Here is a 13055-nt window from a genome sequence, read left to right as displayed (position 1 = left end):
GAGCCATAAGGCGAAACCGGTTGCAGGTGATCTCGTCAGGCTGTCGCGTTCGGCTCGACAAGATGAACTTCCGTGGCATTGCGTCCGGCCAGCCAGGCAAGCACAGATGCGGCGACTAGGACAGCGGCGCTAAGCTCGAAGGTGGCTTTGTAGCCGCTCAAATCAAAGGCCAGACCGCCAATGATTGCGCCGCCGGCGATCGCTAGTTGGACGATGGCCACCAGCAAGCCGCCTCCGGCTTCCGCATCATCCGGGAGCGTCTGCGCCATCCATGTCCACCAGCCGACCGGCGCGGCCGTGGCGACCAGCCCCCAGATTCCGAGCAACACGGCGGTCAGCACCGGTGATTTGCCGAAGCTGACCAACGCCAGCGCGATCACCGCCATGATCAGTGGAATGGCGGTCAGCGTGCGGTAGAGGCCGCGACCGATAAACCGTTCGATCAGAAAGGTGCCGATAAAACCTGCCACTCCAAGCCCCAGCAGCATGAAGGACAAGGTTGAGACACTGACGCCGGTCACGCCCTCAAGAAATGGTCGCAAGTAGGTGAACAGCATGAACTGGCCCATGAAAAACACGCTGACGGCGACCATGCCCAAGGCCACTGGCAACTGTTTCATCAGTCGCAGAACGTTGCCGCTACCGGCCTGGTGCTCGGCCTTGAAGGACGGCAGGCTGATCAGCAGCCACACGGCGGCCAGCACTGCGACTGGAACCACACAGAAGAACGCGCCACGCCAGCCGATCAGCGAACCAAGAAAACTGCCCGCCGGAGCGGCGATGACCGTGGCCAGCGCGTTACCGCCATTGACGATGGCCAGCGCTCGCGAAACCTGTTCAGGCTTCACCAGACGCATTGCAGTCGCCGCCGACAATGACCAGAAACCACCAATCGCTATCCCGATCAACGCACGTCCAAACATGAATGACGGGTAGCCCGGCGCGACCGCGACGACCGTACCGGAGACGATCATCAACAAGGTCAGGCCCAGCAGCAGCTTCTTGCGTTCGACGCGAGCGGCGACCGAGGCAATCAGCAGGCTGGTGATCAAGGCAAAGGCACCGGACACGGAAATCCCCTGCCCGGCCTGGCCTTCGGTGATATGCAGGTCGGCTGCAATCGGCGTCAGCAGGCTGACCGGCATGAACTCTGAAGCGACCAGAGCGAATGCGGCCAACGACATGGCCAGCACAGCGCTCCAGCCGCCTGTTCTTTTAGAAGGATCTGTAGAAGGAAACGTCATGGAAACTACCTGTGGTGCGAAAAACCTGTGGATGTGATGCGCAGGGGGCAAGCAGCTTGAAGCTGATTCGGGCGCTGCCCCTGTAACAGATAGACACATTCTCCCGGTCAATCCGGCCCTTCCCTAGCGCATTCCTCTTGAATGCTTGCCTGATCCTCTGGCGATGCAGGTTGATGGATAGGAAACGTCTCGCGCGCGGATTAGAGTTCGGTCAATAGGAGTGACCCGACATGATCCCTACCCCTCTGCCCCAGGAATCGCCTTTGGCATTGCACATCGACCCGCGCGTGAGTGCTCCGGGTGACTTCGCCACGGTCATACCCGGGCTGTCACTGTTTCGTCGCGACCAGCCGGCGGCCCCCGTGGTGTGCATGATCGAACCGAGCCTGATTCTCGTCGGTCGCGGTGAAAAGCGTTTGTGGGTCGGTGGCGAGGGTTACAGCTACGACCCTTCGCGGTTTCTGGTCACCTCACTGGACCTGCCTGCCAACTCCGAAGTGATGCTTGCCAGTCCCCAGCAGCCCTGTGTCGGCCTCGTGCTGAAACTGGATGTCAGCATGCTCGCCGAGGTCATCACCAAGAGCGGCTTGCCGGCCAAGCGCCAGCCAGCAACGGGCACGGGCGCCGCGATTGGCAGCCTGTCGTCCGCGCTGGAGGGCGCACTTGATCGCCTGCTGGCGTTGCTCGATGAGCCCGAGGCGATTCCGGTGCTGGCGCCGCTGATTCTGCGTGAAATCCACTATCGGCTGCTGCATACCGATCAAGGCGCACGGCTGCGGCAGATCACGGCCGTCGATGGTCAGGGTTATCGCATCGCCAAGGCGATTGACTGGCTCAAGGTCAATTACACCGATGCCCTGCGCATCGACGATCTGGCTGCGCAGGTGCAGATGAGCGCGCCGACCTTTCACCATCATTTCCGCCAGCTCACCGGCATGAGTCCGCTGCAATACCAGAAATGGCTGCGGCTCAACGAAGCGCGGCGACTGATGCTGGTCGAACGCCTCGACGTGTCGCGGGCGGCGTTTGCGGTCGGTTATGAAAGCCCTTCGCAGTTCAGCCGCGAATATGGCCGGCTGTTCGGCACCGCGCCGAGTCGTGACATTGCCCTGTTGCGCGGGCAGCCATTCGAGGCAGAAGCGCTCGGCACAGTAGCGAATTGAACGAACAACCAACGTCACCGGTGATGCGCCCCGCCGCGTGTCACCGCTCATAACAATGCACGTCAACCGATGATCAGCGGGTGAACCATGGAACTACGAATCAACCAGAAGACCTATCAGGTCGATGCCGACGCCGACACGCCCTTGCTGTGGGTGATCCGCGATGATCTTGGCATGACCGGCACCAAGTACGGCTGCGGACTGGCGCAATGCGGCGCCTGCTCGGTGCTGGTGGACGGCAACGTCGTGCGTTCGTGCGTCACGCCGGTCGCGGGTGTGGTCGGCCGCGAGGTCACGACCATTGAGGCCATCGAAAGCGATGAAGTGGGCAAACGAGTGGTCTCGACCTGGGTCGATTTGCAGGTCGCTCAGTGCGGCTATTGCCAGTCCGGGCAGGTGATGGCCGCTACCGCGCTGCTCAAGCAAAACCCCAAGCCCAGTGATGCGCAAATCGAGGCGGCGATGGTCAATCTATGCCGCTGCGGAACGTACAACGCCATTCATGCCGCCGTGCATGAGCTGGCCGGCAAGGGAGACGCGTGATGAACGTTCGCATCGAACCTTCACAGCTAGCCTCAGTACTGGATCTGCACGAACCGATCAATGTTTCGCGCAGACGTTTCCTGACCGGTACCGCCGTCGGCGCGCTGGTCCTCGGCTTCGGTCTGCCGCTCGGTGCGACGCGCGTGCAGGCTGCCGTTGCGACGACGGCCGAGCGCGGCACGCAAGTGCCGGCGTTTCTCGAAATCCGCCCGGACAACCGCGTGCGTCTGCTCTGCCCGTTTATGGAGGGCGGACAAGGCACGTTCACGGCGATGGCGCAGATTGTCGGTGAGGAACTGGATGCCGACCCGGCATCTTTCCTAGTCGAAGCCGCGCCGCCCGGCGAAGCTTATGTGGTGTTGGAAAACGGCATGCGCATCACCGGCGGTAGCATGTCGGTGCGCATGAGTTACCCGGTGATGCGCCGCCTCGGCGCCCTCGCCCGCGCCATGTTGTTGCAGGCGGGCGCGCAGCAACTGGGCGTGCCAGTAAGTGAATTGACCACCGAGCCTGGCAAAGTCGTGCACGCCAAGTCGGGCCGCTCGCTGGCCTACGGTGAACTGGCCGAGCGTGCGATGGATCTGCCGGTTCCTGATCCGGCTTCCGTGAAGCTGCGCGATCCGAGCCAGTTCCGCTGGATCGGCAAACCGGTGAAGCGGCTCGATGCCTACGACAAGTCAACCGGCAAGGCGCTCTACAGCATCGATCTGAAAGTCGACGACATGCTCCATGCCGCCGTGCAACATGCCCCGCGCCTGGGAATGACCGTGGGCAATGTGCGCAACGAAGATCAGGTCAAGGCGATGAAAGGCGTGCATTCCGTGCATCGTCTGCCGGGTGCTGTGGCGGTGGTCGCCGAGCGCTGGTGGCACGCCAAACGTGCGGTCGAGGCGATTCAGGTCGACTGGCAAGAGCCAACGGCCGAGAGCAAAGTGCGGCCGATGCCCGCCGACTTTTCCAGCGATGCCTGGCTCAAGCGCCTCGCTGAAGATAAAAGCCCGGCCAAAGATGATGAAAACGAAGGCGACGTGGCGGCGATTCTCAAGGAGACCAAGACCCGGATCGACGCCACCTACCACAACCAGTACCTGAACCACGGCCAGCTGGAGCCGCCTTCAGCACTGGCCCGATTCAACCCGGACGGTTCGCTGGAAGTCTGGCTGCCGAATCAGGCGCCGGACATGTTCCGCGCCGACATCGCCAAGCGTACGGGCCTCGATCTTTCGCGCATCACCTTGCATTCGCCACTGCTGGGTGGGTTTTTCGGCCGGCATTTCCTCTATGACTCGGCCAGTCCGTATCCGCAGGCGATTGCGCTGTCCAAGGCAGTTGGCCGTCCGGTCAAGCTGATCTGGAGCCGCGAAGAAGAGTTCCTGCGTGACGTGCTCCGCCCGGTTGCCGCGGTGAATTTCCGGGCGGCACTGGACAACGACGGCTGGCCGCTGGCAATCGAAGCGATCAGTGCCACCGAAGGCCCGACCGAAGCCCTTGCCGGCAAACAGGGTGAAAAGCTCGATCCAACGGCGCTTGAAGGCTTGTCGGGCAAGTCCTACGCGATCCCCAACAAACGCATCGCACAGATCTACGTCAAAGGCCCGGCCATGCTCGGTTACTGGCGTTCGGTGGGCAATTCGCTCAACGACTTCTTCTATGAATCGTTCCTTGACGAACTCGCCGACAAGGGCGGCAAAGACCCGTTCGACCTGCGCCTGCATTTGCTGCGTGACAACAAACGCCTGACCACGCTGCTGCAAGCGGTGGGTGAACTGTCCGGAGGCTGGAAGCGCGGGCCGTTTACCGCCGAGGATGGCAGCAAACGTGCACGCGGCGTGTCCATGGCTTCGCCGTTCGGTACAGAGACGGCGGTAATCGCCGAGGTGTCCATCGAAAACGGTCAGGTCAAGGTGCACAACATCTGGCAGGCGATTGACCCAGGCAGCATCGTCAACCCGGCGATTGTCGAGGCGCAGGTCAATGGCGCCGTGGCGTTGGGACTGTCGCAAACGCTGGTGGAGGAAGCCGTGTGGGTGGATGGCAAACCCCGGGCGCGCAACTACGACTTGTATCCGATCCTGCCGCCTGCGCGGATGGCACGGGTTCATGTCCGTGTGGTCGAGAGCGGGGAAAAAATGGGTGGCATCGGTGAACCGCCATTGCCTGCGGTCGCGCCCGCTGTCGCTAACGCGGTGGCAGCGCTAACCGGTCAGCGGGTGCGCAGCCTGCCCCTGAGCCGACACACCTTCACCTGATCAGCGCCGGAGCATTCATGAATAACAGCCGATTCGCAAGAACCGCTGGCTGGCTGGCCGTGCCGTGTCTGGTCGCGGCAGGCCTGCTGGCCTGGTATGTCACCCGCGAGCCCGTCTCGCGCCTGGAAAACCACCAGATCGCCGTGGCCGACATCGACCCGGCATTGGTTGCTCGGGGCGAATACGTCGCCAGGTTGAGTGATTGCGTGGCCTGTCACAGCGTGCCGAATGGCGCTCCGTTCGCCGGTGGGCTGGAAATGGCCACACCGCTGGGTGCGATCCATGCGACCAATATCACCCCGGACATGGAAACCGGCATCGACCACTACAGCCTGGCGGACTTCGATCGTGCCGTGCGCCATGGAGTAGCTCCCGACAGTCGCCGGTTATACCCGGCGATGCCCTACCCGTCCTACGCCAAGCTCAGTGACGATGACGTGCGTGCGCTGTATGCGTTCTTCATGAAAGGCGTGGCGCCGGTCAAACAGGCGAACACCCCGAGTGCGATTCCGTTTCCGCTGAACCTGCGCTGGCCGATTGCACTGTGGAACGGCGTATTTGTCGACGCCGAGCCCTACGTAGCCAAACCGTCGCAGGATGAACAGTGGAACCGTGGCGCTTACCTCGTTCAGGGCGCTGGACACTGCGGCAGCTGCCATACGCCGCGTGGCTTGGCGTTCAACGAAAAGGCGCTGGATGAATCCGGTACACCATTCCTCGCGGGCGCCTTGCTCGATGGCTGGTATGCACCGAGCCTGCGCGATGATCACAACACCGGCCTGGGCCGTTGGAGCGAGTCGGAAATCGTGCAGTTCCTCAAGACCGGGCGCAACCAACATGCGGTGGTCTACGGCTCGATGACCGAGGCGTTCAACAACTCCACGCAGTTCATGAGCGATGACGATCTGACCGCGATTGCCCACTATCTGAAGTCGCTTCCCGGGGATCGCGAACGAGATGGCGCGCCGTGGCAGTACCAAGCGGTTTCGGCAGCGCAACGTCTGGACTCGCCCGGTGCTCATACCTACGTGACACGCTGTGCGTCGTGCCACGGTCTGGACGGCAAGGGTCAATCGCAATGGATGCCACCGCTGGCCGGCGCGACGTCTGCACTGGCCAAGGAAAGTGCTTCGGCGATCAACATCACTCTCAATGGCGCGCAACGTGTGGTGGCGGCCGGCGTGCCGGATGCCTATCGCATGCCGGCCTTCCGTGAGCAGTTGTCGGATCAGCAGATCGCCGAAGTGTTGACCTTCATGCGCAGCACCTGGGGCAATCAGGGCGGTGCTGTTGATGCACAGGCGGTTGGCAAACTGCGTGAGCACACCGATCCGGCCAGCAGCAGCCCGATCATTCTGCAGATGCGTTAGAGGAAAACCTGATGGAGAGCATCGACTTGCTGGTTCTGCGCACAGCGCGGGACTGGCTTGCCGCCGGCGAGCGTGTGTTGCTCGCCACGGTGGCGCGCACCTGGGGTTCATCACCACGGCCAACGGGTTCGATGATGGCTTTGCGTGACGATGGTCGCGTGGTGGGCAGCGTGTCCGGTGGCTGCATCGAAGACGATTTGATCCATCGCTATACCACGGCCCATGGCGGCAGCGCTTTCAGCGACAGCGCGCCGCAAGTGGTGCGCTATGGTGTCAGCGCCGATGAGGCGCATCGCTTCGGCCTGCCCTGCGGTGGCACGCTTGAACTGATTCTGGAGCTCAACCCGGCGTGGCAGTCACTCGACTCGTTGCTAGTGCAACTGGACGCCGGGCAACTGGTCCGTCGTCGCCTGGCGTTGGAGTCCGGTCAGGTCATGCTCGAACCGACCGCGACGCCCGAACAATTCAGCTTCGATGGCACGCAAATGCTCAACACCCTGGGGCCAGGCTATCGGATGCTGATGATCGGTGCGGGCGCGCTGGCCGAGTATCTGGCCACCATGGCGCTGTTCAACGGTTTCAAGGTGGTGGTGTGCGATCCGCGTCCCGAGTACATCGAGACCTGGGCGGTGGAAGGCGTGGAGCGGATTGTCGGCATGCCGGACGACGTGGTCCGCGACTTCGCGGTCGATCTACGCACCTGCATTGTCGCCTTGAGTCATGACCCCAAACTTGACGATCTGGCCCTGCTCGAAGCACTCCACAGCCCGGCGTTTTACATCGGCGCCATCGGCTCTCGACGCAACAGCCAGCTGCGCCGCGAACGCCTGATCGAACATTTTGGTGAGACCGAAGCGTCGCTTGAGCGACTGCACGGACCGATCGGCCTCTACATCGGTAGCAAGACGCCTGCGGAAATCGCCGTAAGCGTGATGGCCGAGATCCTTGCAGCCAAGAATGGTGCGAGCCTGCCGAGTGGACTCAGCGTCTCCCAAGCAAAACACTCCATTGAGTCTGTGGCCTCCTCATCGTAGAGCGATGCTTAGTTGCCGAAGCCCGGTGCATATTTTTCAGCACTCCGGCAGCGCAAGCCCATAGTCGTCAGTGGAGACTTGAGCCGCCTCGTTGAGTCGCTGGCGCAACGCAGTAGTTAGTTGCCGCTCCACTTCCCAAGGATCCGACAAGGCGGCGAGTTGCGGCGCTAACTGCGGCGACAGGCTCATCAAAGAATGATTGAGCGCACGTGCCGTTTCAAAAGCAGCTTTCTGCACAAAGCTGATCTCGACCAGTTCACCCTGCGCCTTGCGAAACTCCATCTCAGCCATCCGCGCCAAGTAGTGCTCGCGATGTGCACGCGCTTTCTGAAAGTCCGGAGTCTGCCCTTGCGCAGGATCAGCGGGCGGCGGCGCAGCCATGTTCGTCGGCTCGGATTCAGCTGCGACGTAACTGTACACATAACGCTGGAGCCGATCTTGTTAGTGGCGAGCAGCGACGGCAGCCTTGCTGGGGTCGGCGGTATCGCTGATCAACGCTTCAGTGCCCAGCACGTCAACCTGCTTACCATTGAATAAGAGAACCAGGTGGCCATTCTCTTTCAGCCAGGTGATGTAGCTCGGTGACCGGCCGATGTGCGCAGTGAAGGCACTCGTGGACAGGTACGTGGCAGTGCTCATAAGCCCTCCTTTTCAGCGGCTTTTCAATGAATCCTTTCAAGATTTCAGTGGATTGAAATTTCAGTAAGCGGGCGGGCCTCCCACTAACACGATCCCGCGGGTTTCCGACCCCGTGTCCTTTGGAAGTCCCCAGGGTCCCCGGCGGTTTTCTGCCCGGTCTGGTCGGTCGAGCCGGCATCCGAGTACCATGCCCTGCCCCATCCGTTTGGAAAGACGGACATCCCTGCGCACGTTTCAGCTAGAGAGATTCCGCGAGTTCGCTAACCCGTGTAGGGGGCGGCCCTCAGGGAGGACCCGTGAAATCTGCGCCCTACCGGCCTGCCCGGCTCATGCCTTCGGCTCGTCCTCGCTCGGGTCAAGCCGCTTGGCGACCCAGCGTTCGTACAAGCCGATTGCAACGTCGGCGCCGGCCATCGCGGTCAGGCAACCCAAGGCGCCCGCTGTCCAGATCGACAAGCCCGCGCCGAACAGCAACATCATCGCTGACACGCCGCAGACGATGCAGGCACCGGACCGAAGTGCGAGGCGCCGCAGTAACGCCCAGCCTCGTGCCCCGTCCTTGTCAGCGCGCCACATCTCGCCCGACACACCGCCAACCAGGGACAGGGCAATCACCAACCAGATCGGCATTTCTGCCAGCGCCTGTTGCTCGTTCGTCATTACCCTGCCCCTTAAACAAAAAAACCCGGCGCTATGGCCGGGTCAGGTGGTGGGTGGTCTGCCGCGCTTTGCGGTCGCACCCATCGAAGATGGCCCCTTTTTACAGCTCGATTCTGCTGGCAGCAAGACTGATTTAATGCCATCCGGTGAATGTGTGGCTTATGTCTGGTGAACGGCTGGCGAATGTCGGTGAATATCTATCCCGGCTGTCTTTTGCTTTTCTGGCGTCCCATACGTCCCACTTCTCTAAAACAAGGTGGGACGTCTGAAAGCCCCGCAGATTGGGGCGTTGCCCCACCGTCCTACTTTTCTTTCTCTTTTCTCGTGTATAGAGAGAAATTTAAAAAGCACGCGTGCGCGTGAACGCGCGTATCTGTGCCCGCTACGCATACACGGGTGGGAGGCAAAAAAGGTGGGACGGTGGGACAACCCAACAACGACGGGGCCTGTGCCCGTCCCATTGCTGCAAATGCAGTAGGACGGACGCAGGCCGGTGGGACGGCGTAAGCCAGAGGGATGCCCACGATCAAGCCGCTTCCCCCAGGAGGAAGTGCTCGACCACGATGTGGGCGTCGTGCAGGCGCTGGTAGTAGACGTTGCGCGTGCAGCCACTGCGCGTCAGACGTGCCGCCAAGGGCGTGTCAGGCTGGAAGTAATGCACCTGCACCACCGTCATCAGCTCGGGATCGAGGCGTTTCTTGACGATGCGCTCAATGTCAAGAGACGCCTCGAGCGGTACTCGGCTCCCGCGCCGTCCGCGCACCAGCTGACCGCCGCTTTCCATCATCATCGCAACCATGTTGCCGCCCGAGTAACCAGCGGCCACCTCATCGCTGTGCAGCTCTTGCGCCCATTGTTTGAGGGCCATATCGATTGCCTTAATCATCGAAGCACGGCTCCTCGAACTCGTCCCGTTGCAGCGCAGACGCCCTGCCCCAGTGCTCGGGTTTTTTGTACGCCCATGGCCGCTGGCCGCTCTTGTTCAACGCACCTAGACGGAAGCGTCGCCAGCCGAGCCGGTGCAGGATTGCGCCGACGCGCATTTGCTCGGGCTTGCCCCAATGCCCTGGATCGAGCTTGAGTGCTTGACTCATCACTTCACTGCCGGTGGTTGTCTCGCCGATCTGCGACTCTTCGAGCCAGGTCAAGATCGGTGTTTCCCATTCGTCCACCACAAAGCGTTCGTCCTGCTCTTCGCTGAACATCGGCGCTTCTTCTCGCGTGACCCACCAAAGGTCGCCGGCCTCGAAGCAGAACACCGCTTCGGCCCATAGCTGGTCGCGGATCTCGCGCAGCAACGGCACATCGACCTTGGTACAAGCCACCGGCCAATAACGACGGTTGCCGGTGGCGTCCTTGAGGTATTCGTCCTGGTTGGTGGTGCCGACAAAGACACACTGGCGTGGCACGTCCAGGGTTCTGCGGCCATAGCTTTCACGGTAGGTGTCGGTCGAGGCCGAGAAGAACTGTTTGGCCTTGGTGCTCTCGGCCTTGTTGAAGCTGTCCAGCTCGCCGAGCTCGACAATCCACTTGCCCCGAATGGCCTGGAAGCCGTCCTTGTCGCCGAGGGCAAACGGGGTGTCCATGAACCACTCACCGCCGAGCACGCTCATGGCGGTCGACTTACCGGCGCCCTGTACGCCTTCGAGGATCATCACCGAGTCCGCCTTGCAGCCTGGCTTCATCACCCGCGCTACGGCCGAGATCAGCCAGCGTTTGCCGACCTTGGAGGTGTAGTCGGTTTCTTTCACCCCCATGACATCCGTTAACCAACGCTCCAGGCGTGGCACCCGATCCCATTCGAGTTTTTTCAGGTACTCGCGCACCGGGTGAAAGGCGTGGTCGTGAGCGACCACACTCACCGCCTCGATCACGTGCGAGGACTTCACGCGCAGGTTGTACTGCTGCGCGAGCCACTTCATCACGCGCACGTCGTCGATGTCGGCCCACTCGCCAGTGCCACCGCCATAGGGCGCGGCACGCAGCTTGACGATCTTCGAGCTGAAGGCGCAGTAGCTGATCACCCCGGCCCAGCGTTCGTCGTGAGCGAGGATCAGTTCGACGTTCTGCATGTGCGCGATCAGGGCGCCGCTCTCGCTGCGGGCCAACTGATCTTTCCAGCCACCAGCTGCTGGTGGGCGGACCACGGCCAGCACTTGGCGGCGAACTGCGTCGAGACCTTCGGCGACATGCAGGTCGTTGAAGTCGGTCCACTTGTCGTGGCGCTCGACCGCGAAGATCGGCGCAACCACCTGGGCACCGACGATCAAAGCGGCGTTGCTCGCCTTCTCCTCACCCGGATTCCAGGCATCGCCGTTGGGCTTGGTGGTCTTCCAGTCGTCATCGCGGCAGATGATCAGCGGGCAGCCGGCGAAGCGCTCGCGCATGACCTTGCACACAGCCAGCAGGTTGCCCGCATCGAAGGCCACGGCCACCGCGAGCGACGTCGCCATGTGCAGGCTGGCGCCGGTGGCGTAACCTTCACAGACCAGCACCGGTTCACCCGGTACTGGGTGCGGACCGAGCAGGTGAAAGGTGCCCTCCTTAGCCATCCCGTAGGGCCAGTAGGATTTGTCGCGGCCGGTGTCTTCCTGCTTGTTCGGGAAGATCACCTGCAGGCCCATGATCTGATCACGGGCGTTCTTCATTGGGACCAATACGGCGCCGGTGCGCGGCGCGTAACGCACGTTAATGCCAACAATCTGTTTGCGGTCCAGGTAATCGCTGCGCCCGGTGGTCGGCATGCGCTCAAACAGACCCTGCGCCCTTTTCGCGGCCCGCCGCGCAGCGTTGTTCGCGATTTCCGCGGCGCGGCGTTTGGCTTCTTCCTGGCGGGCGCGCATCACTTCGCGCTCTTCCGGCGACATCCGCCCGGCCTTGACCTTGATCTTCTGCGTCTCGCCCGAGCGCCAGTCACCGAAGGCGCCGAAGATCAGGGTGTCGCCCTTCTCCGTGCGCTGCTCGTGGACCACATACCAGCCGTTCTTTTCCTTGCCTTTGTCCTGGGATGTCTTGCAGCGGGTCAGCTTGCCGAACACCAGCGGTTGTGTCGGCTCCAGACCGTAATCGGCGAATTGTCCCAATACCTCATCGAGCATGCTGAATCCCCCGCTCAGAGAGGGATTGGCAACTGATGCACTGCGAGCAACCCGGTTGAGCCAGGCGGCGTGCTTCCGGGATCGGGTCGTCGCAGGCTTCACAGAACAGCAAGGAATGGGCAGCGCTTTCGGCCTTGGCAGCGCTGCGCGCGGCCATGGCCTGATCGATGCGTTCCTGCACCAGATCGTTGGCGAAATCAGCAATATCAGCCACGGTCGGCACCTCGCGTCGTCTGGTTGACGTAGGTGGCGCGGTTGAACAACCCGAGTAGCCCTTGAATGCCCCGGAACACCTGCAGACGAATCGCTGCCAGTTCCTGATCAGTCACCACACCGTCGCCGATGCTCTTGGCCCAGGTCTCGGCCAGATCCGCGACCTGGCGGAAGTATTCAGCGATGCCGGTGGTGAGGGTCTCGGGCATGTCGTTGGTGTAGGTGTCGGCCAGCTCCTGCCAGACCGTGTCACCGACCAGCGCATGCACCGCATCGAGAATGCGGCGATCCTTGGTCAGTTCGAGGATCTCGCCGAATTCCTGAATGTTGATGGAGTGGCTCGGGTGGGTCGGCGACAGTTTATGCTGCAGCGTGGTCGGGTTACGACCGGTCGTGGCTGCGATGGCAGCAGCGCCGCCCGGGTAATCGCGAGCGGCGTGGTACAGCGCTAAATCGAGCGGCAGGATTTCCCGCTGCGCCCGTTCCAGAGAACTGAGAGCAATTCGGCTCATGGCATTAATCCTAAAAGTTGCCAGTGCCGCGCGACAGAAGTTGGTGATACATTTGCCGCGTGGTCTGGAGAGGCCCAAAGCCGGCTAGGTTCGTAAGACCAACACCGGCACCGTGCCGGGGCGAACAATCCGTTGTTCACCCCTGGCGCAACAGCTGCCAGCTCTGTGGTAAGAACGGCAGCAACACCAAGGCTTCCGAGCCTTGGAAACGCGATGAAAGTCGGCGGCATGTGGTGTGCTCGCCTTCCGACATCGCGACCCGACTGCATTGTGGTGATGCTGTCGGGAGAAACTGGGCGACCCTTGGGTCGCCTTTTTTCTATGCAGCTT

The 13055-nt window shown here is 61.9% G+C and carries 11 protein-coding genes and 1 pseudogene; 5 read left to right on the top strand and 7 right to left on the bottom strand.

Annotated features, from left to right (window positions below; translation table 11 throughout):
- Positions 1 to 35: 35 nt before the first annotated feature.
- Entirely contained in the window at positions 36 to 1244 is a 1209-nt protein-coding gene (locus ACTJKS_RS24730) for an MFS transporter (protein WP_440829023.1), read from the bottom strand.
- 230 nt (positions 1245 to 1474) lie between these two features.
- Between ACTJKS_RS24730 and ACTJKS_RS24725 the strand changes: the two genes are divergently transcribed.
- The 5 genes from ACTJKS_RS24725 to ACTJKS_RS24705 all read left to right on the top strand — a co-directional run bounded on the left by ACTJKS_RS24725 (position 1475) and on the right by ACTJKS_RS24705 (position 7603).
- Positions 1475 to 2407, top strand: coding sequence for an AraC family transcriptional regulator N-terminal domain-containing protein (locus ACTJKS_RS24725; protein WP_440829022.1), 933 nt, complete (start codon positions 1475 to 1477; stop codon positions 2405 to 2407).
- Between the two features lie 87 nt (positions 2408 to 2494).
- The gene (locus ACTJKS_RS24720) at positions 2495 to 2950 is read left to right on the top strand and encodes a (2Fe-2S)-binding protein (protein ID WP_064118102.1); all 456 of its coding nucleotides are present in this window, start codon (positions 2495 to 2497) and stop codon (positions 2948 to 2950) included.
- The gene (locus ACTJKS_RS24715; RefSeq protein WP_440829021.1) at positions 2950 to 5199 is read left to right on the top strand and encodes a molybdopterin cofactor-binding domain-containing protein; all 2250 of its coding nucleotides are present in this window, start codon (positions 2950 to 2952) and stop codon (positions 5197 to 5199) included. Before ACTJKS_RS24720 ends, ACTJKS_RS24715 begins: the two co-directional genes overlap by 1 nt.
- A gap of 17 nt (positions 5200 to 5216) precedes the next feature.
- Complete coding sequence (locus ACTJKS_RS24710; protein WP_440829020.1) at positions 5217 to 6569, top strand: c-type cytochrome; 1353 nt, start codon at positions 5217 to 5219, stop codon at positions 6567 to 6569.
- An 11-nt stretch (positions 6570 to 6580) separates the two neighbouring features.
- A complete protein-coding gene (locus ACTJKS_RS24705; RefSeq protein WP_440829019.1) occupies positions 6581 to 7603 on the top strand; it encodes an XdhC family protein in 1023 nt (340 codons plus the stop codon).
- Positions 7604 to 7639: 36 nt separating this feature from the next.
- On the opposite strand, the pseudogene ACTJKS_RS24700 reads toward ACTJKS_RS24705, so the two are convergent.
- The 6 genes and pseudogenes from ACTJKS_RS24700 to ACTJKS_RS24675 all read right to left on the bottom strand — a co-directional run bounded on the left by ACTJKS_RS24700 (position 7640) and on the right by ACTJKS_RS24675 (position 12725).
- Positions 7640 to 8242 (bottom strand): annotated as a pseudogene (locus ACTJKS_RS24700) (terminase small subunit).
- Between the two features lie 327 nt (positions 8243 to 8569).
- On the bottom strand, positions 8570 to 8902 hold the full coding sequence (locus ACTJKS_RS24695; protein ID WP_440829018.1) for a phage holin family protein: 333 nt from the start codon (positions 8900 to 8902) through the stop codon (positions 8570 to 8572).
- A gap of 526 nt (positions 8903 to 9428) precedes the next feature.
- Entirely contained in the window at positions 9429 to 9788 is a 360-nt protein-coding gene (locus ACTJKS_RS24690; protein ID WP_440829017.1) for a PA0613 family protein, read from the bottom strand.
- Positions 9781 to 12000, bottom strand: coding sequence for a VapE domain-containing protein (locus ACTJKS_RS24685; RefSeq protein WP_440829016.1), 2220 nt, complete (start codon positions 11998 to 12000; stop codon positions 9781 to 9783). The genes ACTJKS_RS24690 and ACTJKS_RS24685 overlap by 8 nt, the downstream gene beginning before the upstream one ends.
- Positions 11990 to 12214 (bottom strand): TraR/DksA family transcriptional regulator, encoded by a 225-nt coding sequence (locus ACTJKS_RS24680; RefSeq protein ID WP_008080171.1) that lies wholly within the window; start codon positions 12212 to 12214, stop codon positions 11990 to 11992. Before ACTJKS_RS24680 ends, ACTJKS_RS24685 begins: the two co-directional genes overlap by 11 nt.
- Positions 12207 to 12725 carry a phage regulatory CII family protein gene (locus ACTJKS_RS24675; protein WP_083368989.1) on the bottom strand — a complete coding sequence of 173 codons (519 nt, stop codon included), beginning with the start codon at positions 12723 to 12725 and terminating at the stop codon, positions 12207 to 12209. Before ACTJKS_RS24675 ends, ACTJKS_RS24680 begins: the two co-directional genes overlap by 8 nt.
- Positions 12726 to 13055 lie beyond the last annotated feature (330 nt).

Origin of the sequence: Pseudomonas sp. 22189, from assembly GCF_052045635.1 — a bacterium.
Taxonomy (GTDB): Bacteria; Pseudomonadota; Gammaproteobacteria; order Pseudomonadales; family Pseudomonadaceae; genus Aquipseudomonas; species Aquipseudomonas parakoreensis.
Note: the sequence above shows the minus strand (reverse complement) of the source record. Positions and strands in the feature narration are given on the sequence as shown.

What these genes read in the sequence shown, in the direction of transcription:
- ACTJKS_RS24715 (WP_440829021.1), top strand. Translation starts at nt 2,950, where the DNA reads ATGAACGTTCGCATCGAACCTTCACAGCTAGCCTCAGTACTGGATCTG.
- ACTJKS_RS24695 (WP_440829018.1), bottom strand. Translation starts at nt 8,902, where the DNA reads ATGACGAACGAGCAACAGGCGCTGGCAGAAATGCCGATCTGGTTGGTG.
- ACTJKS_RS24685 (WP_440829016.1), bottom strand. Translation starts at nt 12,000, where the DNA reads ATGCTCGATGAGGTATTGGGACAATTCGCCGATTACGGTCTGGAGCCG.
- ACTJKS_RS24730 (WP_440829023.1), bottom strand. Translation starts at nt 1,244, where the DNA reads ATGACGTTTCCTTCTACAGATCCTTCTAAAAGAACAGGCGGCTGGAGC.
- ACTJKS_RS24720 (WP_064118102.1), top strand. Translation starts at nt 2,495, where the DNA reads ATGGAACTACGAATCAACCAGAAGACCTATCAGGTCGATGCCGACGCC.
- ACTJKS_RS24690 (WP_440829017.1), bottom strand. Translation starts at nt 9,788, where the DNA reads ATGATTAAGGCAATCGATATGGCCCTCAAACAATGGGCGCAAGAGCTG.
- ACTJKS_RS24710 (WP_440829020.1), top strand. Translation starts at nt 5,217, where the DNA reads ATGAATAACAGCCGATTCGCAAGAACCGCTGGCTGGCTGGCCGTGCCG.
- ACTJKS_RS24705 (WP_440829019.1), top strand. Translation starts at nt 6,581, where the DNA reads ATGGAGAGCATCGACTTGCTGGTTCTGCGCACAGCGCGGGACTGGCTT.
- ACTJKS_RS24675 (WP_083368989.1), bottom strand. Translation starts at nt 12,725, where the DNA reads ATGAGCCGAATTGCTCTCAGTTCTCTGGAACGGGCGCAGCGGGAAATC.
- ACTJKS_RS24725 (WP_440829022.1), top strand. Translation starts at nt 1,475, where the DNA reads ATGATCCCTACCCCTCTGCCCCAGGAATCGCCTTTGGCATTGCACATC.